Here is a 22700-nt window from a genome sequence, read left to right as displayed (position 1 = left end):
GGTGACGGCATGGCCAAACTGATCAAAAAACGCGAAACCCTGCTCTTTGCCATCATCGTCGTGATGATCGTCGTCTTCTCGACGCGGGCCGCCGATTTCGCCACACCGGATAATCTCGCCGGTATCTTCAATGACACCGCGATCCTCATCATCCTGGCGCTTGCCCAGATGACTGTTATTCTGACGAAATCGATCGATCTTTCGGTTGCCGCCAACCTCGCCTTTACCGGCATGGCGATCGCGATGATGAACGCCGCCTTTCCCGGCCTGCCGTTGATCGTGCTGATCCTTGCCGCGGTGGCGATCGGCGCAGCCCTCGGCACCATCAACGGCTTCCTCGTCTGGCGCCTCGAAATCCCGCCGATCGTCGTCACCCTCGGCACCCTCACCATCTATCGCGGCATGGCCTTCGTGCTCTCGGGCGGCGCCTGGGTAAACGCACACCAGATGACGCCGACCTTCCTCGCCGTTCCCCGCACGCCGATCCTCGGCCTGCCGGTGCTGAGCTGGGTCGCGATCATCATCGTCGCGCTGATGTACATGCTGCTGCGCTATAGCCAGTTTGGCCGCTCGGCCTATGCAACCGGCGGCAATCCGACGGCTGCCGTCTATGCCGGCATCGATACCGGCCGGACGAAATTCCTCGCCTTCGTGCTGTCGGGCGCGCTCGCCGGCCTTTCCAGCTATCTCTGGGTATCGCGTTACGCCGTCGCCTATGTCGATATCGCCAACGGCTTCGAGCTCGACAGCGTTGCGGCCTGCGTCATCGGCGGCATCTCGATTGCCGGTGGCGTCGGCTCGGTCGCCGGCACCGTCCTCGGGGCGCTCTTCCTCGGCGTCATCAAGAACGCCCTGCCGGTCATCGGCATTTCGCCCTTCACGCAGATGGCGATCTCCGGAACCGTCATCATTCTCGCCGTTGCCTTCAACGCCCGGCGTGAGCGCAACCGGGGCCGCATCATCCTGCGCGATCGCGCCGCAGCCGAAATCAGAACGGAGGCCGCAGCATGAGCACCGTATCCATCCACAAAAAGCGCGTCATCCCCGACCGCCTCGGCACGCCCTTCCGCCGCATCGTCGCAAGCTGGGAAGTGCTGCTCTTCGGTGTCGCCGTCCTGATCTTCATCTTCAACTCCCTGGCCTCGCCCTACTTCCTCGATGCCTGGAACCTCTCGGACGCCACCTTCAACTTCACCGAAAAGGCGATGATTGCCTTCGCCATGGCGCTGCTCGTCATCTCGGGCGAGATCGACCTCTCGGTTGCCGCCATCATCGCGCTCGCCTCGACGGCGATGGGGGCGGCGGCCCAGCTTGGCATCGGCACACCGGGCCTGGTTCTGATCGGCCTCGGCACCGGCCTAACCTGCGGCATCTTCAACGGCGTGCTGGTCTCGGTGCTGAAGCTGCCGTCGATCGTCGTCACCATCGGCACGATGAGCCTGTTCCGCGGCATTTCCTATATCGTGCTCGGCGACCAGGCTTACGGCAAATATCCGGCCGATTTCGCCTATTTTGGTCAGGGTTATGTCGTCTGGGTGTTCTCGTTCGAATTCGTGCTGTTCATCGTGCTGGCGATCCTTTTTGCCATCCTGCTGCATGCGACGAATTTCGGCCGTCAGGTCTATGCGATCGGCAACAATGATTTCGCCGCCCGCTTCTCCGGCATCCCGGTCGAGCGCGTCAAATTCATCCTCTTCCTGCTGACCGGCATCATGAGCGGCATTGCCGCCGTCTGTCTGACCTCGCGCCTCGGCTCGACCCGGCCCTCGATCGCTCAGGGCTGGGAACTCGAAGTCGTCACCATGGTCGTGCTCGGCGGCATCTCGATCCTCGGCGGCTCCGGCACGATCGGCGGCGTCGTCATCGCCGCCTTCGTCATGGGCCTCGTCACCTTCGGCCTCGGTCTCTTGAACGTGCCGGGCATCGTCATGTCGATCTTCATCGGCCTGCTTCTCATCATCACCATCGCGATCCCGATCGTCGCCCGCCGCATCAAGCTCATGAGCTCCCGATGACCTTGGAAAAACACGCTTTCAAGATGCAGCTTAATCCCGGCATGGAAGCCGAATACCGCAAGCGGCATGACGAGATCTGGCCGGAACTGGTCGATCTCCTGCACCAGTCGGGCGCCAGCGACTATTCCATCCATCTGGACCGCGACACCAACACACTGTTCGGCGTGCTGACGCGGCCGAAGGACCATACGATGGCAAGCCTGCCGGAGCATCCCGTCATGAAGAAATGGTGGGCGCATATGGCGGATATCATGGCGACGAACCCGGACAATTCGCCCGTTCAAAGCGACCTCGTCACCCTCTTTCATATGCCATGAACGCTCCTTCCTATCGCCGCATCGCCGTTCTCGACATCGGCAAGACCAATGCCAAGGTGGTGGTGCTCGACGCTGGGACAGGCGCCGAGATCGCCGTCCTGAAACGCCCGAACGTTACGATCAAAACCGGTCCCTACCCGCATTACGACACAGAGGCCCTCTGGTCCTTCGCGCTCGATTCGCTGAAACGCCTTGCGCAGGCGCCTGGTTTCGACGCTATTTCGATCACCACCCACGGGGCCGCAGCCGCACTGCTCGATCGGGACGGTGCGCTCGCGATGCCGGTGATCGACTACGAACACGAATATCCGCAAGAAATTCGCGATGCCTATACGGCCTTGCGCCCCTCCTTCGACGAAACCTTTTCGCCGCGCCTGGCGATGGGCCTCAATGTCGGCGCGCAGCTGCACTATCAGAAGAGCGCCTTTCCCGCGGAATTCGGCAAGGTCGCGACCATTCTCACCTATGCGCAATATTGGACGGCGCGGCTGACGGGTGTCGCCGCCAACGAGCTGACCTCGCTCGGCTGCCATACCGACCTCTGGAACCCGAAGACCGGCAACTATTCCTCGCTGATCGACAGGCTCGGCATTCGCGGCCTGATGGCGCCGGTCCGCTCCGCCTTCGATGCGCTCGGCCCTGTTCTGCCTGAAATCGCCGCAGAGCTCGGCCTTGCCGCGCGCGTGCCGGTCTATTGCGGCATTCACGATTCCAACGCCTCGCTGCTGCCGCATCTCGTCAACCGGACGGCCCCCTTCGCCGTGGTCTCCACCGGCACCTGGGTCATCAATTTCGGTGTCGGCGGCGATCTCGACCATCTCGATGCCAAACGCGATGCGCTCGCCAATGTCGATGCCTACGGCCGGGCCGTCCCCTCCTCGCGTTTCATGGGTGGGCGGGAATTCGAGATCCTGTCGGCCGAAATCGGCCCGGTCGATGAAAAGGCCGCCCAGGCGGCGATCGGCGCCGTCGTCGACAAGGGCATGATGCTGCTGCCCAACATCGCCCCCGGTTCCGGCCCTTTTCCCGGAAAAGCGAGCCGCTGGATCGACGCCGACGAGGCGAGCCGCGAGGAACGTCACGCCGTCGCCTGCCTCTATCTCGCTTTGATGACCGACGCCTGCCTCGGACTGATCGGCGCCAAAGGCCCCATCATCGTCGAAGGGCCCTTTGCGCTCAACGAAACGTATCTGAAGCTGCTTGCCGCCCTTGCCGACCGCGAGGTCGTGGCCCTTCCCGGCTCGACCGGCACCAGCCAGGGGGCCGCCCTTCTCACCGGCATCCGGCCGGCATCGGGCGCCGAAACGCATATTCCACCGGCCGAGATCGCGGGGCTCGCCGCTTATCGCGATCGCTGGTCCGCGACGATGGAATAAGCATTTCCGACTACGGTTGAAGAACGGGCTTGCTCGCCCCTGCCCTGCGGTTAGTGTGCCCTCGAAAACCAAGTCAAGGAGACAGCATGACAGAGGCATTCGATCCACGTGCCCTTGCAACCGGACTGCACCGCCTGCGCCAGGCCGGAAGACAGGAAGAAACCGGGAATTTCACCCTGCCGGCCGATCTGCATCAGGCGATGGAGGCGCAGAATTTCCTCGCTGCCGCGGAGAATATTTCCAGCAACGCCTGGAAGGTGACGGTCTCGCCGGAGGGTCAGGCGGTCACGGGTCCCCTGCATCCCTATGCCGAAGCCGCCTCGGGCGCGAACATTCCCTGGTTTCCTGGCATGAAATTCGAGACCGAGATCGCCGTGCGCCTCGGCAAGGATCTGCCGATCCGCACCGGCGCTCCCTACAGCCGCGCCGAAGTGGTCGAAGCGATCTCCGCCGTCCATCTCGGGGCCGAGCTGCTGGTCAGCGCCGTGAGGGAAAGCGGCAGCATCTCCTTTCTGCTGTTTACCTCAGACCGCCTCGGCAATAGCGGCTATGTGCTCGGCCCGAAGCTCGACAAAAGCGTCGTCGATACCGCCGGCGGCATGCCGCTCAAGGTCACCCATGCCGGCCGCACGATCTATGACGGCCCGGCCCAGCATCCGAAGGGCGACGTTCTCACCTGGCTTGTCGATTACGCCAATGACGGCTTGCGTCCCGAGACATCGCTGAAGGCCGGCGCGCTCATCACCACAGGCACGTTGAGCGGCGCGGTCGTCCTGACCGAACCCGGCGAGACCGACATCCTGTTCGGCGATGCCAGACTGAGCTTCTCGGTGTCAAAGGGTTGATTGAACACCGGCCCTCCGCCGGCCGATTTCAACCGTATGCCGAAGCGTAAGTTGACAACTCCGGTTTAGTTTTGCAGGGAAAGGGAGGGCTCACCCTCCCGAGCCCGTTCGCAGCGCCGAACCTGGAGCAGACACATGTCTTCGCCTTTCCTTGCCCTGTCGGCAATCGAATATGCCCTGGGGCCAAAATCCATCCTGCATGGTATCGACCTGACGCTGGAGCAGGGCCGTATCTATGGATTGGTGGGGCCGAACGGCTCAGGCAAGAGTACGCTTCTGAAGATCATCGCCCGTCAGCTCGCGCCGAAATCCGGCACCATTGCCTTCGACGGCAAACCGGCGGCGGACTGGGGTGCCAGGGAATTTGCCCGGCACATCGCCTATATGCCGCAATTTACGCCAGCGACCGATGGGATGAGCGTGCGCGAACTTGTGGCGCTCGGCCGTTTTCCCTGGCACGGCACGCTCGGCCGCTTCACCGCGACGGATCGCAGGATTGTCGAGGAGGCGATCGTCCGCACCGAGCTCGGGGATTTTGCCGACCGTCCCGTCGCCAACATGTCCGGCGGCGAGCGTCAGCGCGCCTGGATCGCCATGATGCTCGCCCAGAACGCCCGCTGCCTGCTGCTCGACGAACCGACATCAGCACTCGACCTCGCCCATCAGGCAAGTGTCCTCTCGCTGGTCAAGGAGCTCAGCCACGAACGCGGACTGACCGTCGTCATCGTGCTGCACGACATCAACCTCGCCGCGCGTTATTGCGATGCGATCGTCGCGCTCAACCGCGGCCGGATCACCGCCGAAGGCACGCCCGCCGAGATCATGCAGGCCGACAAGCTGCAGTCGATTTTCGGCGTCGGCATGGGCGTCTTTCCCCATCCGGTGCGAAACGAGCCGGTCAGCTATCTCTTATAGTATCGCCTACGCCTTTTCCCGGAACATCTCGATGATGGCGGAAAAATCCCTGCCGCCATTGCCCTGCTTTTCAAAGAGCGCATAAAGCTGCGCAGCCTCCGCCCCCATCGGCGTTGAGGCGCCGCTTGCCAGCGCCGCCTCCTGCGAGAGCCTCAGGTCCTTCAGCATCAGGGCAGCGGCGAAACCGGGTTTGTAGCCGTTATTGGCGGGCGAGGTCGGGACCGGCCCTGGGACCGGGCAATAGGTATTGATCGACCAGCACTGGCCGGACGAGGTCGAGGCGACGTCGAAAAGCGCCTGATGCGAGAGGCCGAGTTTTTCGGCCAGCACGAAGGCCTCGCAGACGCCGACCATCGAGATGCCGAGGATCATGTTGTTGCAGATCTTCGCCGCCTGACCGGCGCCGGCTTCGCCGCAATGGACGATCTTCTTGCCCATCGCCTCCAGGATCGGTTTCGCCCCGGCGAAGGCTTCATCCGAGCCGCCGGCCATGAAGGTCAGCGTTCCCGCCGTCGCGCCGCCCGTGCCGCCGGAGACGGGCGCGTCGAGCGACAGGCAGCCTGCGGCCTTGGCCATCTCATGCGCCTTGCGGCTGCTCTCGACATCGATTGTCGAGCAATCGATGACAAGCGTTCCCTGCGCGGCGGTCTGCAGGATATCGGTCCAGGCCGTCAGCACATGCCGGCCCTGCGGCAGCATCGTGATGACGATCTCGGCGTCCTTCACCGCCTGGCTGGCATGACTGGCTGCCTTGACGCCGCTCGCTTCAGCCGCCTTCAGCACCGAGGCCGCGAGATCGAAGCCAAGGACCTCGTGGCCTGCTTTGACGAGATTGGCCGCCATCGGCCCGCCCATGTTGCCGAGGCCGATGAATGCGATCCTTGCCATGGTCTTCTCCTATCGATTGTCTTCGAGGATCATCGCCGCCGCCTTTTCGGCGATCATGATCGTCGGCGAATTGGTGTTGCCCGAGGTGATTGACGGCATCACCGAGGCATCGGCGATCCTGAGCTTGCCGAGCGCCCGGAGTTTCAGCCGGGGATCGACGACGCTGTCCCTGTCGGCGCCCATGCGGCAGGTGCCGACAGGGTGAAAGATCGTCGTGCCGATATCGCCCGCCGCCCGCTCCAGATCGGCCTCCGTCTGATAGCTCGGCCCCGGCTTGAATTCCTCCGGCCGAAACCTCGCGAACGAAGGCTGCGCGACGATCCTCCGCGTCAACCGTATGGAACGGACAGCTATGTCACGATCGCGTTGCGTCGAGAGGTATTTCGGGCTGATGGTCGGCTGGGCGGCAAAATCCGGGCTCGACAGATGCACCGAACCGCGACTTTCCGGCCTCAGATTGCAGACGCTGGCGGTGATCGCCGGGAAAGGATGAACCGGATCGCCGAACTTCTCCAGCGAGACCGGCTGCACATGATATTGCAGATCAGGCGTTTCCCGGTCAGGCCCTGAGCGGGTGAAGATGCCGAGCTGGCTCGGTGCCATCGCCATCGGCCCGGAACGGCGGACGAGATATTCGAGCCCGATCGCCGCCTTGCCGATCAACTTCGTCGCCTTCTCGTTCAGCGTCGGAACCCCGGTTACCTTGTAAGCCAGACGCAATTGCAGATGGTCCTGCAGGTTCTCGCCGACGCCCTTCGCCTCGCTGACGACATCGATGCCCGCCTGCCGGAGAACCTCGCCCCTGCCGATGCCCGACAATTCGAGGATATGCGGCGAACCGATCGAACCAGCCGAAAGCACCGTTTCTTTAGCCGCATAGGCGCGCTTCACAGCGCCCCGGTGCTGGAATTCGACGCCGACAACTGCTCCCTCCTCCACCAGCAGCCGCCGGACCTGCGCCTTGGTCAGCACCGTCAGGTTGGAGCGCCGCATCGCCGGTCGCAGGAAGGCCTTCGAGGTGTTCCAGCGAATGCCGGAGCGCTGGTTGACGTCGAAATAGCCGGAACCTTCGTTGTTGCCGCGGTTGAAATCCGCCGTCTCCGGAATGCCGGCTTCCCTCGCCGCCTGCTGGAAGGCGTCGAGCACGGCCCAGCGCACCCGCGCCTTCTCGATGCGCCATTCGCCGCCGGCCCCGTGCATGTCGTCGGCGCCGCGATAGAAATCCTCGGACTTGCGGAAGAAGGGCAGAATGTCATCCCAGCCCCAGCCGCTGCAGCCCATCTGCCGCCAGAGGTCGTAGTCTCGCGCCTGGCCGCGCATATAGATCATGCCGTTGATCGATGAGCAGCCGCCGAGCACCTTGCCGCGCGGATAACTCAGCGCCCGGCCGTTCAGCCCCGCTTCCGGCGCCGTGGTGAAGCACCAGTCGGTACGCGGATTGTTGATGCAATAGAGATAACCGACCGGAATATGAATCCAATGGTAATTGTCGCTGCCGCCGGCTTCGAGCAGCAGCACCCGGCTCCTGCCGTCGGCGGATAGACGATTGGCGAGTACGCAGCCGGCGCTGCCTGCCCCGATGATGATGTAGTCGTAACGATCCATGTGCGCCCTGCACGAAAATCCAGATGCTTGGCCACCCGCCTCTTCCCGCGCTGCGGAAAGAGGGAGACGGCCGCCCATTAGCGGCGATAGACGAAGCCCAGCTTCCGCCCGAGCCGCGAAGCGTAGAACTCGCCGATGATGCCGCGGCGGAAGATCAGCACGCAGACCATAAAGACGATGCCGGTGATGATCGTCACCGGAAATTCCGAAGTGGCGAGGTAGTTTTCCAGCGCCACCACCAGCCCCGCGCCGAAGAGCGGACCGATCAGCGTGCCGATGCCGCCGAGCAGCGTCATCAGGATCACCTCGCCCGACATCTGCCAGGCGACGTCGGTGAGCGTCGCGAACTGGAAAACGATCGATTTCACCGCGCCCGCCAGACCGGCCAGCGCCGCCGACATAACGAAGGCACCGAGCTTGTAGCGCGCCACGGAATAGCCGAGCGAGATCGCCCGTTGCTCGTTTTCGCGGATCGATTTCAGGATCATGCCGAAGGGCGAATTGATGAAACGCCAGATGATCAGCACGCCGATCAGGAAGACGGCCAGCACGAAATAATACATGTTGGTCGAGCTGTTCAGATCGATGAAGCCGAAGAGGTGGCCGCGCGGCACCGATTGGATGCCGTCCTCGCCTTCGGTAAACTTCGCCTGCAGGCAGAAGAAGAAGAACATCTGCGACAGCGCCAGCGTGATCATTGCGAAATAGATGCCCTGACGGCGGATCGCGAAGAAACCCATGACCAAGCCGAGAAAGGCCGCACCCGCCACGCCGATCAGGATGCCGAGTTCCGGCGGCAGGCTCCATGCCTTCACCGTATAGGCGGTGAAATAGGCCGCCCCGCCGAAGAAAGTGGCATGGCCGAAGGAAAGCAGGCCGGTATAGCCGAGCAGCAGGTTGAAGGCGCAGGCAAACAGCGCGAAGCAGAGCAGCTTCATCAGGAAGATCGGATAGAAGAAGAACGGCGCCAGCAGCAGAAGCAGCAGTCCCACAAGCAGGAAGCCCGCCTGCACCGAAAGGGCGGTTCGGCTTTTTTCCGTTCGGATGGTTTCGGTGATATCAGCCATGTCAAGCATCCCGGCCGAAGAGGCCCGCGGGCCTGATGAGGAGCACGATCGCCATGATGACGAAGATCACGATGTTGGAAGCCTCGGGATAGAAGACCTTGGTCAGGCCCTCGGCGATGCCGAGCACATAGCCGGTGATGATCGCGCCCATGATCGACCCCATACCGCCGACCACGACCACGGCGAAGACGACGATGATCATGTTCGAGCCCATCAGCGGCGAAACCTGGTAGATCGGCGCCGCCAGCACGCCGGCAAAGGCGGCAAGGCCGGCGCCGAGCGCGTAGGTGAGCGTCAGCAGTACCGGCACGTTGACGCCGAAGACCTGCACCAGCACGGCGTTTTCGGTCGCAGCCCTGAGATAGGCCCCGAGTTTGGTCTTCTCGATCAGTAGCCATGTGCCGAGACAGACGACGAGCGAGACGACAACCACCCAGCCGCGATAGATCGGCAGGAACATGAAACCGAGATTGGCCCCGCCGGCAAGCGCCGCCGGCGTCGCATAGGGCTGGCCGGACGAGCCGTAGAGATAGCGGAAGGTGCCCTCGACGGCGAGCGCCAGCCCGAAGGTGAAGAGCAGGCCATAAAGCGGATCGAGATCGTAGAGCCGGCGCAGGAACAGCCGCTCGATGACGGCGCCGGCAACCCCGACGATAACAGGCGCCAGGATCAGCGACGGCCAGTAGCCGATGCCGGCATAGGTCAACAGCAGATAGGCGACGAAGGCGCCGAGCATATATTGGGCGCCGTGGGCGAAGTTAATCACCCGGAGCAGGCCGAAAATGATGGCGAGGCCGAGGCTCAGCAGCGCATAGAACGAGCCGTTGATCAGGCCGATCAGCAGCTGGCCGAGCAGCGCCTGCAGGGGAATGCCGAAGATCATCGTCATCTGGTCACACTCCCAGAACCTTGTGCAGCGTATCCATGCGCTGCGGCAGTTCGCCGACCGGGAATTCCGACACCATCTGCCCATGATCCATCAGATAGAAGCGATCGGCAATACGGCTGGCGAAGCGGAAATTCTGCTCGACGAGCAGGATCGTCATGCCGCGTTCCTTGAGCTTCTTCAGTACCTCGCCGATGCGCTGGACGATGACGGGAGCAAGCCCCTCCGTCGGTTCGTCGAGAATGAGCAGCCGCACACCGGTGCGGAGAATCCGGGCGATCGCCAGCATCTGCTGCTCGCCGCCTGATAGTTTGGTGCCCGGGCTGCCGCGGCGCTCATAGAGATTGGGAAAGAGTTCGTAGATTTCGTCGAGCGTCATGCCGCCCTTCGCCACGACAGGCGGCAGCAGCAGGTTCTCCGAGACGGTGAGCGTCGAAAAGATCCCGCGCTCCTCCGGCACGAAGCCGATGCCGCGGTGCGCCGTCTTGTGCAGCGGCACCTGCATCATGTCGCTGCCGGCAAAGCTGATCCGGCCCTTGCGGGCCCGCACGATGCCGGTGATGGTGCGCAGCGTCGTCGTCTTGCCGACGCCGTTGCGGCCGAGAATGGTGATCGTCTCGCCTTCGGCCACCTGCATGTCGACGCCGTGCAAGACATGGCTTTCGCCGTACCAGGCGTTCAATCCCTGGATTTCGAGGAGAGCGGCCATCAATGCTCCTCCGTGCCCATATAGGCCACGCGCACGCGCTCGTCCTGGCTGACAGTGGCGTAGTCGCCTTCGGCAAGGATCTCGCCGCGCTGCAAGACGGTGACATGCTGGCAAATATTGGCGACGACGGAGAGATTGTGTTCGACCATCAGCACCGCCCGGTCGCGGGCGACGTCGCGGATGATCGCCGAGACGACGGCGACATCCTCAAGCCCCATGCCGGCCATCGGCTCGTCGAGCAGCAGCACCTTCGGATCCAGCGCCAGCGTCGTGGCGATCTCCAGCACCCGCTTGCGGCCATAGGAAAGATCGGCGGCGATATGATCGCGTTCCTTGGAAAGGCCGACGCTGGCAAGCAGCTGCTCGGCGCGCTCGTTCAGCCGGTCGAGCGCCGAGAGCGGCCGCCAGAATTGGGTGGAAAGATTGTTCGGCCGCTGCAGCGCCACCCTCACATTGTCGAGAACGGAGAGATGCGGGAAGACCGCCGAGATCTGGAAGGAGCGCACCAACCCCATGCGCGCCACCTTGTCCGGCGGCGTGTACGTAATATCGGTACCCATCAGCGTGATGCTGCCCGCCGTCGGCTGCAGGAACTTTGTCAGCAGGTTGAAGACCGTCGTCTTGCCGGCGCCGTTCGGGCCGATCAGCGCATGCACGCTGGCGTCATGGACGTCGAGATCGACGTCCTTGACGGCCGTGAAGCCGCCGAAATCGCGGCGAAGGCCGCGGGCGGACAATACCACCCGCGGCTTTGCCTGCGTTTCAATTGCGGAAACCGCCATCGCGCTTACTTCACCAGCTCGCAGCCGCTCTTGGCGGGATCGATATAGGCGTCCTTGCCGGGAATGGTGGCGAGAACGTTGAAGTAATCCCACGGCTCCTTGCTTTCGGCCGGCTTCTTGACCTGCAGCAGGTACATGTCGTGGATCATGCGGCCGTTGACGCCGACGGTGCCGCCGCGGCCGAAGACGTCGTCGACGGGCATTTCATGCAGCTCTTTGGCCACAGCCGCCGTCTCGTCGGTGCCGGCCTTCTGCACCGCCTTCAGATATTGCGTCACCGCCGAATAGGTGCCGGTGTGGATCATGTTCGGCATCTTACCGGTGCGGGCGAAGAACTTCTTGGCGAAAACGCGGCTTTCGTCGTCGCGGTTCCAATAATAGCCCTCGGTCAGCGTCAGGCCTTGTGCCGCCTCGAGGCCGAGGCCGTGCACTTCGGCGAGCGTGAAGAGCAGCGCCGCCAGATGCTGGCCGCCCTGGGTAATGCCGAATTCGGCCGCCTGCTTGATGGCGTTCGAGGTATCGAGGCCGGCATTGGCAAGGCCGATCACCTTGGCGCCGGACGATTGCGCCTGCAGCAGGAAGGAGGAGAAGTCCTGGGTCGACAGCGGATGGCGGACGGTGCCGACGACTGTCCCGCCGCTCGCCTTGACATATTCACTGGTCTGCTGCTCCAGCGAATAACCGAAGGCATAGTCGGCGGTCAGGAAGAACCAGCTGTCGCCGCCCTGCTTGACGAGCGCGCCGCCAGTGCCGACAGCGAGAGCGTGCGTGTCGTAGGCCCAATGGAAGCCATAAGGCGAGCAGGCCTTGCCGGTGAGATCCGTCGTCGCAGCACCGGTGACGATGTCGATCTTCTTCTTCTCCTTGGCGATCGCCTGCACGGCGAGCGCTACGGAGGAGGTCGTCAATTCCATGATCGCATCCACCTGCTCGGTGTCGTACCATTGCCGGGCGATGTTGGAGGCGATATCGGGCTTGTTCTGGTGGTCGGCATCGACGATCTCGACCGGCACACCCAGCACCTTGCCGCCGAAATCCTCGACCGCCATTTTGGCGGCCTCGACGGAAGACTTGCCGCCGAAGTCGGCATAAACGCCCGACTGGTCGTTCAGGATGCCGATCTTGACCTTGCCGTCGGTCGCGCTCTGCGCGAGCACGGCAGTGCTGCTCGCAAGCAGAAATGCAACTGATGCAATGAGATTCTTACGCATATTCTCTCCTCCCAGAGATGAGCCAGATTGCGGGTCTGTTCAGATTTGGCCGGTCGCACTCCTCAGAACGACCGCCCCTCGTCCTACGATCATGGAAATTCTTGCCTGAAGCAACGGGTGGTTTACAACTAATTCCAAACAGTATCTGTTCATTTTTGCACAGAAAGAGAGCTGCACAATTTCCATCCCAACCTCAGGAAGCGCCAGGAGTCAGCGCTCAGCGCTAGAACTAGGGCAGTTTCTGCGGTTGTGCAGGCATGCGCTGTTAGACGAACGAACAATCCTCCTTTGTCCGTTCGTCTCACAGGCGCATTTCGGCACGTTCAGGCTGCTGTTACTTCCACTGCGTCCCGTTGTCGGCAGCGCAGCCATAGGGAGGCAAGGCGCCGCTAAAGGTTTCCTTCAATTTTGCACAGCCCCAGGCATTGATCGGGCCTGGCATGGCCGTGTTGAGCGTGATGCCGACTTCATCATAGGGACTGTCGGTGTTGGAGATGTAGCGATACCAACGAAAACCGATGACCACGACGAATGCGAGAGCGACCGTCAGCAGCAGGCGAACCAATTTTTTCATCCATAATTACCTCAAAAAGCACAACGCTGCCGTGTAACATTCCTGCATGGAGGCCGAAAGCGCTGTCGCGGGGCATCAACGCATTTATTGCGGACGCCTTCCGGTACTCCCCGGATTCATCAGCCGCAGACCGCCCATCCGTGTGGGAACAAAAGATAAGTAAAAACAAAGAATTGTTTAAATCTCCAATCATGATATTCGTTGCGGGGTTGTTGATGAAGGCAATGGCGATGAGCAATCCACCGCAGTTTACCTGGGACGATCTGCAGTTTTTTCTCGCCGTCGCCCGCACGGGCCAGCTTTCGACGGCGGCCCGCCAGCTGCGCTCCAGCCATGCCACCGTCTCGCGCCGAATCGACCGGCTGGAATTTGCCCTGAAGGTCAAGCTGTTCGAGCGCAATCCGCGCGGCTACGTGCTGACCGCCATGGGCACGCGCTTCGTGGAGACGGCCGAGCGGATGGAGCAGGAGACCGAGCGGCTGCGCGCCGATCTCGCCGACGGTTCGATGGCGCAGCGCGGCCTGGTGCGCCTCAGCGCGCCGGAGGGTTTTGCCAATTTCTTTTTCGCTCCCGTGCTGCCGCGGTTCGCGGCCCGGCATCCGAATCTCTCGCTCGAACTGGTGACGATCCAGCAGATCATGTCGCTGTCGCGCAAGGAGGCCGACATTTCCGTTGTGCTCGACGAGCCGAAGGGAGGACCTTATTTCGCGGAGAAGCTGACCGACTATCATCTGCAGATCTACGGCTCTCGCGACTACCTGTCAAAGGCGCCTGCGATCACCTGCCGCGACGACCTGCTTGAGCATCCCTTCGTCAGCTACATCGAGGAGATGATTTTCGCGCCGGGCCTGGATTATCTCAGCGATGTGCATCCGCGCATCAAGCCGCAGTTCCAGAGCTCCAGCATCTTCGCGCAGCTCACCGCCACCCGAAACGGCCTCGGCCTCTGCATCCTGCCCTATTTCTTCGCCAGCCGTTATCCCGAGCTGGTGCGGGTGCTCCCCGCGGAAATCGACCTCAAGCGCCAGTACTGGATCACCTGTCATCGCGACCTCAAACAGGCGCCGCGCGTGCGCGCCGTCATCGACTTCCTGCGTGAGGCCGTGCGCGGTGAAGATGCGCGCTTCGTGCCGCCCTATATCATCGCCGCCAGTTCCCCGCGCCGGTCGGAAGCCGAAAGCTGATTACTTGAGAAACTCGGCCCGGTGCGGCGTGAAGCTATCGATCAGCCGGCCCTTTTCCAGTGCCTTGACGCCATGGACGAGATTGGGCGGCACGATGAAGCTGCCGCCCTGCCGCAACACTTCGGTGCGGCCATCGATCGTTACCTCGAAGCTACCTTCGGCGACGTAGCTTGCCTGGATGTGCGGATGCGAATGGGCAGCGCCCACGGCGCCGCTTTCAAACGCCACCTCTACCATCATCATCTCGGGCAGATAGGTCATGATGCGCCTGGTGACGCCGGGTTCCGGATTGACCCATTCGGCGCCTTCGGCCGATATGAACAGATCGCTTGACGACATTTCCGCCTCCTCATTCCAGAATCGAACGGGGGCAAAGTGGATCATGGCGTACCGTTTGAAAAGATGGCCGCCCCTGTCTTTTCGATAGGGCCGCCTTGTTGTTGACGCGCTCGGCTGGCGGGTCTATGCGACCTTGAGCGAGGCAAGCCTGAATGAGGAGACGCTGCCATGCAGCATACGCGCGAAGTTTTCGACTGGTCCGATCCATTCCGCCTGGTGGAGCAGCTGACCAACGAGGAGCGCATGGTGCAGGATACCGCCCATGCCTATGCGCAGCAAAAGCTTGCTCCCCGTGTACTCGACGCCTTTCGCAATGAAAAGACCGATCCCGCCATCTTCCGCGAAATGGGCGAACTCGGCCTGCTCGGCCCGACGATTTCGCCCGATTATGGCGGCGCCGGCCTCGGTTATGTCGCCTACGGGCTGATCGCTCGCGAGGTCGAACGGATCGACAGCGGTTACCGCTCGATGATGAGCGTGCAGTCCTCGCTTGTCATGGTGCCGATCGAAACCTTCGGGTCGCAGGCGCAGAAGCTGAAATACCTGCCGAAGCTGGCGACCGGCGAATGGATCGGCTGCTTCGGCCTCACCGAGCCCGATCATGGCTCCGACCCCGGCTCGATGGCGACGCGCGCCAGGAAGGTCGACGGCGGCTACAGCCTCACCGGCTCGAAGACCTGGATCTCGAATGCGCCGATTGCCGATGTCTTCGTCGTCTGGGCAAAGACCGAGGATGGGCTCATCCGCGGCTTCATCCTCGAAAAGGGCTGGAAGGGGCTTTCGGCGCCTGCCATCCACGGCAAAGTGGGCTTACGCGCCTCGATCACGGGCGAAGTGGTGATGGACGCGGTCTTCGTGCCCGAGGAAAACCTGCTGCCCGGCGTCACCGGCCTCAAAGGGCCGTTCACCTGTCTCAACTCGGCCCGCTTCGGCATTGCCTGGGGCGCACTTGGTGCGGCTGAAGATTGTTATGCGAGAGCCCGGCAATATACGCTGGAGCGCAAGCAGTTCGGCCGGCCGCTCGCCGCCAACCAGCTGATTCAAAAGAAGCTCGCCGACATGGCGGCGGAGATCGCGCTCGGCCTTCAGGGCTGCCTGCGGCTCGGCCGCATGAAGGAGGAAGGCCATCCACCGGTGGAGCTGACCTCGATTCTCAAGCGCAACAGCTGCGGCAAGGCGCTTGAAATCGCGCGCGCTTCCCGCGACATGCTCGGCGGCAACGGCATCTCCGACGAATTCGGCATCGCCCGCCATCTCGTCAACCTCGAAGTGGTCAACACCTATGAAGGCACGCACGACATCCACGCACTGATCATCGGCCGGGCAATCACCGGCATCGCCGCCTTTGCAAATTGAGTTGCAGAGCCCGGCCAGACCTGGCGAATTGCCACGCGCTTGACAATGTGCGACCTTCCCTGGCTGCGGCATAAGGCCGGCAATGAGGGGGATCGCGCATGTTTCTGCTTCTTGCATTGCTGATCGGTGTCATCTCGGGCCTCCGCGCCATGACCGCGCCGGCTGCCGTCGCCTGGGGTGCGGCGCTCGGCTGGTTCGACGTGTCGCAGACGCCGCTTGCCTTCATGGGCTACCGATGGACGCCGTGGATCTTCACCCTTCTCGCCGTCGTTGAACTCGTCACCGACCAGCTGCCGTCGACGCCGTCGCGCAAGGTGCCGGTGCAGTTCGCCGCCCGCATCGTCACGGGAGCACTTGCCGGCGCCACGATCGGCGCGGCGAGCAGCCTGCTTTTCGGCGGGCTGATCGCCGGCGTGATCGGCGCCGTCATCGGCACCTATGGCGGCGCCGCGCTGCGCGCCAGGCTTGCCGCCGCCTTCGGCAAGGATCTGCCGGCCGCCCTCGTCGAGGATGCCGTTGCCGTTGTCGGCGCCCTATTGATCGTAGGAGCCGTGTCATGAAGAGCTTCGACGCCATCGTTATCGGCGCCGGCCAGGCCGGCCCGTTCCTCGCCGCCCGCATGGTCGAAAACGGCATGAAGGTGGCGCTCATCGAGCGCAAGTTCCTCGGCGGCACCTGCGTCAATGCCGGCTGCATGCCGACCAAGACTCTCGTCGCCAGCGCCCGCGCCGCCCATGTCGCAAGAAGCGGCGCCGCCTACGGGGTCAATATTCCCGGCGAAATCGCCATCGACATGAAGGTGGTGAGAGCCCGGGCGGAAACGGTGACGATGAACGCCCGCAATGGCCTGATCGGCTGGTTTGACAGCATGGACGGCATGAGCGTGATCTACGGTCATGCCCGTTTCGAGGATGCGAAGGCCGTCCGCGTGAATGGCGAGACGCTGACGGCGCCGCGCATTTTTCTCAATGTCGGGGCGCGGCCCGTCATCCCCGAACTGCCAGGCATCGACGATATCGCTTACCTCACCAGCACCTCCATCATTCATCTCGATACCCTGCCGCGGCACCTGGCGGTGATCGGCGGCAGCTATATCGGATTGGAATTCGCCCAGATGTATCGCCGCTTCGGCGCCGAAGTCAGCGTCATCGAGCACGGCCCGAAGCTCGCTTCACGCGAAGACGAGGATATATCGGACGCGATCGCCGATATACTGCGGGCCGAAGGCATTGCAGTCCACACCGACGCCGGCGAAATCGCCTTTACCCGAAACGGCAGCGAAGTGAGCGTCACTGCCGGCACGGCGAAGATCGAAGCAAGCCATGTGCTGATCGCCACCGGCCGCAAACCGAATACCGACGACCTCGGTCTCGAGGCCGCCGGCGTGGCAACCGACAAGCGCGGCTATATCACCGTCGACGACAAGCTTGCCACCAATGTCGAGGGCATCTTCGCGCTCGGCGACTGCAACGGCCGCGGCGCCTTCACCCATACCTCCTACAATGATTTCGAGATCGCCGCCGCCAACCTGCTCGACGGCGACGACCGCAAGGTCTCGAGCCGCATCCCGGCCTATGCGCTCTACATCGACCCGCCGCTCGGCCGCGTCGGCATGACGGAGAAGCAGGCGCGTGCCTCCGGCCGCAGGATCATGGTCTCGATCCGGCCGATGAGCCGCGTCGGCCGGGCCACTGAACGCGGCGAGACCAAGGGCTTCATGAAGGTGATCGCCGATGCCGAGACCAAGGAGATCCTCGGCGCGGCGATCCTTGGCATCGAAGGCGACGAGGTGATCCATGGCCTGATCGATGCGATGAATGCGGGAACCACCTATTCCGCGCTGAAATGGTCGGTGCCGATCCACCCGACGGTGTCGGAGCTGATTCCGACGCTGCTTGGGGATTTGAAGCCGGTTTAGCCGTGACCTGACCTCGGGAAGAGCTGGAGGCGGGCATGTCTATCGAAGCGCTGATCGAAAACTACGGCCTGCTGGCGATTTTCCTCGGTGCAGCCTTCGAAGGCGAGACGGCCGCCTTCCTCGGCGGCGTGATTGCCCATCGCGAACTGCTCTCCTATTGGTCAGCGTCGCTCGCGGCCATCGCAGGCTCCTTCGCCGGCGATCAGTTCTGGTTCTTCGCCGGCCGCTATGCCGGGCAATGGGCTCCCGTCCGACGGCTGATGGAAAGACCCGCGCTTACCCGCGCGACCCGGCTGCTGGAGAAATATCAAACCGGCTTCATCCTGGCGTTCCGTTTTCTCGTCGGCTTGCGGACGATCAGCCCGATTGTCATCGGCACGACGCGGATAGCGACCGGCAAATTCGTCGTCCTGAATGCGATAGCCGCGCTGGTGTGGGGGCAGCTTTTCACCGCGCTCGGTTATCTGTTCGGCCACGCCATCCAGCAGACGCTGGGCAACCTTCCCCTTCACCGCCATCTGTTGATCGCAGTTGCAGCCGCCGCTGTCGTCGCAGCCGCTGCTCTACTCTTTCGGATGAAACCAAGCGGCAGGCATCAGTAAAAGCGCTGCGGCGCCTATTCCATCACGATCTGCAGCTTCACGTCGCTCGGCCGGGCCTCGACAGCGCGGTCGAACGCCTTGATCGAATCGTCGAATGTGAACGTCTCCGATATCAGCGGCTTCAGGTCGACACGGCCTGATGCCAAGAGGGCAATCGAACGCTCATACTGGTGGGCATAGCGGAACACGGTTTCGATGCGGATTTCCTTGGTGGATGCCGTCGAGACGTCGAAGCCGATCGGGTTCACAGGCAGGCCGACCGCAACGATGACGCCGCCAGGGCGCGGCAGCGCCATGATCGTCTCCCAGGCCTTCGGCGAACCGGAGCATTCGAAGACCACATCCGCACCCCAGCCGTCGGTCAGCCGGCCGACCTCTTCGATCAGGTTCTTCTCGCGGATATTGACCGGGATGACGCCCTGATATTGCGTGGCGATGTCGAGCTTCGGCTGGGCGAGATCGGCGACAATCGCGCGGGCGCAGCCGCCGGCAAGGGCGGCAATCGCCACCATCGTGCCGATCGGCCCGGCGCCGAGCACGATAGCGGTATCGCCGGGCGTGATCTTCGCCTTGGCGGCCGCCTGCATGCCGACCGCGAAGGGCTCGACCATCGCTCCTTCGGCGAAACTGACATTGTCGGGCAGCTTGAACGTATAATTGGCCGGATGCACCACCTCGGGCGTCAGCACGCCATGGATTGGGGGCGTCGCCCAGAAGCTGACGGCAGGATCGATATTGTACATACCGAGCCGGCTCGCCTTGGAGTTCGGATCGGGGATGCCCGGCTCCATGCAGACGCGGTCGCCGACTTTCAGATGTGTGACACCGGCCCCCACCTCGATCACCGTGCCGGCCGCCTCGTGGCCGAGCACCATCGGCGCGTTGACGACGAAGGGGCCGATCTTGCCGTGGGTGTAATAATGAACGTCCGAACCGCAGACGCCGACGGTATGAATCTTGATCTTCACCTGCCCCGGCCCTGTCTCCAGCGGCAGATCGATATCGCGCAACGCAAGCTCATGCTGGCGCTCCAGCACCAGCGCACGGACTTTGGTCATTCTCGGTTTCCTTCCCTATGGCCCGGCGATTCAGAGGGTGCCATTGAGCCGACTATAAGACCGCAAGGCGCTTCAATTCAACCGTCGACGTAAGCTTTTGCTCATCCCGCGACGAAATGCTCATATGCGTAGCCCGAAAGATAACCGCTGATAAACCTCCGTATGATTCCGGAAGAGAGCACCGGAGAGTACAGTCTTCATCATCAGCCACGACACAGTGGGAGGCGGCAAAAGAGATGAAGCATGATAATGACAATATCCGCGGGAACGGGCTTTCCTCGAGGATCTTCCGACGGTTCCGAAAGTTCTGGCGCAGATTGGTGGCCGATTGGAACACCGCCCTTCAGAGGGACAACCCGGGGCAGCCAATGCGCGTCATTCTGCGGACTTGGGATCGAAATCGCCCCCGGCAGCGTTAATAGCTGCAGCCCACATGGCGTGGCGGAAGCGTGATGGCTTCCGGCGCCAGTGGCTCGGCAATACAGGAAGGCCATCATGAAGCCGGTCGTGTCATTCTGCCTGTTCGCATCCCTTCTTTTCGCTGCCAACCAGGCGACTGCTGCCCTGGAACAAGCGTCGCTGCCCCCGCAGCAGCAGGAAGAAGAGCTCGTACCGGCCAATGTCGAGCTTACCTTCAGCGGTCCCGTCGATCTTGCCCGCTCGACCGCCATCTTGCTCGATGCTAAAGGCAGGGCGCTTCCCCTGGGCAAGCCGTTCCTCTCCGGCCCCGAAGGATCCATATTCAAGATCCCGCTCGATCCCGCAATGGCGCCCGGCCTCTACACCCTCGACTGGCACGTCCTCTCGATGGACGGCCGCAGCGCCGAAGGCCGCTACCAGTTCCGGGTCGATCCTTGAATTTCAAGATCGCGCCAGGTCCTCGTTCCGCTGTAGCCGCCTGAAAGCATTTATAAGATTTTTATATTGATGCCGTTTCGGCCGTCTCGAACCTTTATGCGCTCCGGCTCCATATTGGTGCCCGAGAGATCCAAGGATCATCTCCACGCCAGAAAGCATGAAAGGCAGTCGCCAACGGCGGCGGCCCTTTGTCTTGTCTGACTCCAACAAGAACAACAGGAGTCACGATCATGATGGATACCATTCTGCTCGGCACCGCGATCCTATTCTTCGCGCTGTGCTTTGCCTATGTCGGAGCCTGCGACAGGCTCTAAGGAGAAACGACGATGACCCTCGATTATGTCCTGAGCGGCGCCGTAACCGTGTTTCTCACCGTTTACCTCACCTATGCTCTCTTGCGCCCAGAACGCTTCTGAAAAAACCGACGATTCCGAAGCCGCGCCTGCGCGACCGGGAACCAGCCGGGTATTGAAAGTTTTAGCTCCATGACCCTCAACGGATGGCTTCAGATCCTGCTCTATTGCGGGATCGTCCTTTTGCTCGTCAAACCGCTCGGCGGCTACATGACGCGCGTCTATAACGGCGAACGAACATTCCTCTCGCCCGTCCTCGTTCCGATCGAACGCGGACTTTACCGCATGGCCGGCACCGGCGAAGGCGAGGAGCAGCATTGGACCTCCTATGCCTTCGCGATGCTGATGTTCAACCTTCTCGGCGTCCTCCTCCTCTACGCGCTGATGCGCCTGCAGGGCTTTCTGCCCTACAATCCGGCCGGCATGGCTGCCGTCCCGCCGGAGCTTTCCTTCAACACCGCCGTCAGTTTTCCCACAAACACCAACTGGCAGAACTACGGCGGCGAAAGCACCATGTCCTATCTCACGCAGATGGCCGGCCTGACGGTGCAGAATTTCCTTTCCGCCGCAACCGGCATGGCCATCGCAGTCGCCTTCATCCGCGCCTTCGCACGGGCGTCCGGCAAGGCGATCGGCAATTTCTGGGTCGATATGATCCGCGGCACGCTCTACATCCTGCTGCCGATCTGCATCGTGCTGACGCTCGTCTTCGTTTATCTCGGCGTGCCGCAGACGCTCGGCCCCTATGTCGATGCGACGACGCTCGAAGGCGCCAGGCAGACGATTGCGGTCGGCCCGGTCGCCTCGCAGCTCGCGATCAAGATGCTCGGCACCAATGGCGGCGGTTTCTTCAACACCAATTCCGCCCATCCGTTCGAAAATCCCGATGCGATCTCCAATCTCCTCCAGATGGTCTCGATCTTCGCGATCGGTGCGGGTCTCACCAACGTCTTCGGCCGCATGGTCGGCAATCAGCGCCAGGGCTGGGCAATTCTGGCCGCGATGGGCGCGCTGTTCGTCGTCGGCGTCGGCATCACCTATTGGGCGGAAGCGGCCGGCAATCCGCTGATGCATGCCTTCGGCCTCACCGGCGGCAATATGGAGGGGAAAGAAGTCCGCTTCGGCGTCGCCCTGTCCTCGCTCTTCGCCGTCATCACCACCGCCGCTTCCTGCGGCGCGGTCAACGCCATGCATGGTTCGTTCACCGCTCTCGGCGGCCTGATCCCGCTGATCAACATGCAGCTCGGCGAAATCATTGTCGGCGGTGTGGGTGCCGGCTTCTACGGCATCCTGCTGTTCATCATCGTCGCCGTCTTCGTCGCCGGCCTGATGGTCGGCCGGACGCCGGAATATCTCGGCAAGAAGATTGAGGCGAAGGAAATGAAGATGGCCATTCTTGCCATCCTCTGCCTGCCGCTCGCCATGCTGGTTTTCACCGCAATCGCAAGCGTGCTGCCTTCCGCCGTCGCTTCGGTCGGCACCGCCGGTCCGCATGGCTTCTCCGAGATCCTCTATGCCTATACCTCGGCTGCAGCCAATAATGGCTCGGCCTTCGGCGGCCTGACGGGCAATACCCCCTGGTACAATGTGACGCTCGGCATCGGTATGCTCGCCGGCCGGTTCCTGGTCATCATCCCGGCCCTTGCAATCGCCGGCTCGCTGATCGCCAAGAAAACGGTTCCGGCCTCGGCTGGCACCTTCCCGACCGACGGCCCGCTCTTCGTCGGCCTGCTGATCGGCACGATCCTGATCGTCGGCGGCCTGACCTTCTTCCCGGCGCTGGCCCTCGGTCCGATTGTCGAACACCTGGTCACGATCGCCGGCCAGACCTTCTGAGGCAAT

At 62.5% G+C, this 22700-nt stretch carries 24 protein-coding genes; 14 read left to right on the top strand and 10 right to left on the bottom strand.

Annotation, left to right across the window (positions count from 1 at the left end):
- Positions 1–9 precede the first annotated feature (9 nt).
- From AMK02_RS28975 to AMK02_RS28950, 6 genes are all read left to right on the top strand, one after another.
- Positions 10–1011 (top strand): ABC transporter permease, encoded by a 1002-nt coding sequence (locus AMK02_RS28975; protein ID WP_064808504.1) that lies wholly within the window; start codon positions 10–12, stop codon positions 1009–1011.
- A complete protein-coding gene (locus tag AMK02_RS28970) occupies positions 1008–2015 on the top strand; it encodes an ABC transporter permease (RefSeq protein WP_064808502.1) in 1008 nt (335 codons plus the stop codon). The genes AMK02_RS28975 and AMK02_RS28970 overlap by 4 nt, the downstream gene beginning before the upstream one ends.
- Positions 2012–2332 (top strand): L-rhamnose mutarotase, encoded by a 321-nt coding sequence (gene rhaM, locus AMK02_RS28965; RefSeq protein WP_064808500.1) that lies wholly within the window; start codon positions 2012–2014, stop codon positions 2330–2332. The genes AMK02_RS28970 and rhaM overlap by 4 nt, the downstream gene beginning before the upstream one ends.
- A complete protein-coding gene (locus AMK02_RS28960) occupies positions 2329–3708 on the top strand; it encodes an FGGY-family carbohydrate kinase (RefSeq protein WP_064808498.1) in 1380 nt (459 codons plus the stop codon). Before rhaM ends, AMK02_RS28960 begins: the two co-directional genes overlap by 4 nt.
- A gap of 86 nt (positions 3709–3794) precedes the next feature.
- Positions 3795–4553 carry a fumarylacetoacetate hydrolase family protein gene (locus AMK02_RS28955; protein ID WP_064808496.1) on the top strand — a complete coding sequence of 253 codons (759 nt, stop codon included), beginning with the start codon at positions 3795–3797 and terminating at the stop codon, positions 4551–4553.
- A gap of 135 nt (positions 4554–4688) precedes the next feature.
- On the top strand, positions 4689–5468 hold the full coding sequence (locus tag AMK02_RS28950) for an ABC transporter ATP-binding protein (RefSeq protein ID WP_064808494.1): 780 nt from the start codon (positions 4689–4691) through the stop codon (positions 5466–5468).
- 6 nt (positions 5469–5474) lie between these two features.
- On the opposite strand, the gene mmsB is transcribed toward AMK02_RS28950, so the two are convergent.
- The 8 genes from mmsB to AMK02_RS28910 form a co-directional block, all read right to left on the bottom strand.
- Positions 5475–6356, bottom strand: a complete 882-nt coding sequence (gene mmsB / locus AMK02_RS28945) for a 3-hydroxyisobutyrate dehydrogenase (protein WP_064808492.1) — start codon at positions 6354–6356, stop codon at positions 5475–5477.
- A 9-nt stretch (positions 6357–6365) separates the two neighbouring features.
- Positions 6366–7961: a GMC family oxidoreductase gene (locus AMK02_RS28940; protein WP_064808490.1), complete on the bottom strand. Its 1596-nt coding sequence runs from the start codon at positions 7959–7961 to the stop codon at positions 6366–6368.
- Between the two features lie 77 nt (positions 7962–8038).
- Positions 8039–9028, bottom strand: coding sequence for a branched-chain amino acid ABC transporter permease (locus tag AMK02_RS28935; RefSeq protein WP_064808488.1), 990 nt, complete (start codon positions 9026–9028; stop codon positions 8039–8041).
- A gap of 1 nt (position 9029) precedes the next feature.
- A complete protein-coding gene (locus AMK02_RS28930; RefSeq protein WP_064808485.1) occupies positions 9030–9917 on the bottom strand; it encodes a branched-chain amino acid ABC transporter permease in 888 nt (295 codons plus the stop codon).
- 4 nt (positions 9918–9921) lie between these two features.
- Positions 9922–10623 carry an ABC transporter ATP-binding protein gene (locus tag AMK02_RS28925; RefSeq protein ID WP_064808483.1) on the bottom strand — a complete coding sequence of 234 codons (702 nt, stop codon included), beginning with the start codon at positions 10621–10623 and terminating at the stop codon, positions 9922–9924.
- A complete protein-coding gene (locus AMK02_RS28920; protein WP_064808481.1) occupies positions 10623–11405 on the bottom strand; it encodes an ABC transporter ATP-binding protein in 783 nt (260 codons plus the stop codon). Before AMK02_RS28920 ends, AMK02_RS28925 begins: the two co-directional genes overlap by 1 nt.
- A gap of 5 nt (positions 11406–11410) precedes the next feature.
- The gene (locus tag AMK02_RS28915) at positions 11411–12616 is read right to left on the bottom strand and encodes an ABC transporter substrate-binding protein (RefSeq protein WP_064808479.1); all 1206 of its coding nucleotides are present in this window, start codon (positions 12614–12616) and stop codon (positions 11411–11413) included.
- Between the two features lie 334 nt (positions 12617–12950).
- Complete coding sequence (locus tag AMK02_RS28910) at positions 12951–13190, bottom strand: hypothetical protein (protein WP_064808478.1); 240 nt, start codon at positions 13188–13190, stop codon at positions 12951–12953.
- A gap of 230 nt (positions 13191–13420) precedes the next feature.
- Between AMK02_RS28910 and AMK02_RS28905 the strand changes: the two genes are divergently transcribed.
- Complete coding sequence (locus AMK02_RS28905; protein ID WP_064808851.1) at positions 13421–14374, top strand: LysR family transcriptional regulator; 954 nt, start codon at positions 13421–13423, stop codon at positions 14372–14374.
- On the opposite strand, the gene AMK02_RS28900 is transcribed toward AMK02_RS28905, so the two are convergent.
- Positions 14375–14713, bottom strand: a complete 339-nt coding sequence (locus tag AMK02_RS28900; protein ID WP_064808476.1) for a cupin domain-containing protein — start codon at positions 14711–14713, stop codon at positions 14375–14377.
- A gap of 168 nt (positions 14714–14881) precedes the next feature.
- Between AMK02_RS28900 and AMK02_RS28895 the strand changes: the two genes are divergently transcribed.
- The 4 genes from AMK02_RS28895 to AMK02_RS28880 all read left to right on the top strand — a co-directional run bounded on the left by AMK02_RS28895 (position 14882) and on the right by AMK02_RS28880 (position 18589).
- Positions 14882–16069 (top strand): acyl-CoA dehydrogenase, encoded by a 1188-nt coding sequence (locus AMK02_RS28895; RefSeq protein ID WP_064808474.1) that lies wholly within the window; start codon positions 14882–14884, stop codon positions 16067–16069.
- Positions 16070–16167: 98 nt separating this feature from the next.
- Entirely contained in the window at positions 16168–16629 is a 462-nt protein-coding gene (locus tag AMK02_RS28890; protein WP_064808472.1) for a DUF4126 family protein, read from the top strand.
- On the top strand, positions 16626–17987 hold the full coding sequence (locus AMK02_RS28885) for an FAD-containing oxidoreductase (RefSeq protein WP_064808471.1): 1362 nt from the start codon (positions 16626–16628) through the stop codon (positions 17985–17987). The genes AMK02_RS28890 and AMK02_RS28885 overlap by 4 nt, the downstream gene beginning before the upstream one ends.
- 35 nt (positions 17988–18022) lie before the next feature.
- Complete coding sequence (locus AMK02_RS28880; RefSeq protein ID WP_064808469.1) at positions 18023–18589, top strand: DedA family protein; 567 nt, start codon at positions 18023–18025, stop codon at positions 18587–18589.
- A 14-nt stretch (positions 18590–18603) separates the two neighbouring features.
- Here AMK02_RS28880 and AMK02_RS28875 read toward each other — a convergent pair whose 3' ends face one another.
- Entirely contained in the window at positions 18604–19647 is a 1044-nt protein-coding gene (locus AMK02_RS28875) for an NAD(P)-dependent alcohol dehydrogenase (protein WP_064808468.1), read from the bottom strand.
- Between the two features lie 495 nt (positions 19648–20142).
- On the opposite strand from AMK02_RS28875, the gene AMK02_RS28870 reads away from it, so the two are divergent.
- The 3 genes from AMK02_RS28870 (at position 20143) to kdpA (ending at position 22694) form a co-directional block, all read left to right on the top strand.
- The gene (locus AMK02_RS28870; RefSeq protein WP_064808466.1) at positions 20143–20505 is read left to right on the top strand and encodes a copper resistance CopC family protein; all 363 of its coding nucleotides are present in this window, start codon (positions 20143–20145) and stop codon (positions 20503–20505) included.
- 326 nt (positions 20506–20831) lie between these two features.
- Positions 20832–20921 carry a K(+)-transporting ATPase subunit F gene (locus tag AMK02_RS28865; RefSeq protein ID WP_003547774.1) on the top strand — a complete coding sequence of 30 codons (90 nt, stop codon included), beginning with the start codon at positions 20832–20834 and terminating at the stop codon, positions 20919–20921.
- A gap of 69 nt (positions 20922–20990) precedes the next feature.
- A complete protein-coding gene (gene kdpA, locus AMK02_RS28860) occupies positions 20991–22694 on the top strand; it encodes a potassium-transporting ATPase subunit KdpA (RefSeq protein ID WP_064808464.1) in 1704 nt (567 codons plus the stop codon).
- Positions 22695–22700 lie beyond the last annotated feature (6 nt).

Source organism: Rhizobium sp. N731, assembly GCF_001664145.1.
Classification (GTDB): domain Bacteria; phylum Pseudomonadota; class Alphaproteobacteria; order Rhizobiales; family Rhizobiaceae; genus Rhizobium; species Rhizobium esperanzae.
The sequence above is the reverse complement of the archived record's forward strand: the minus strand, read 5'-3'. Positions and strand labels throughout refer to the sequence as shown.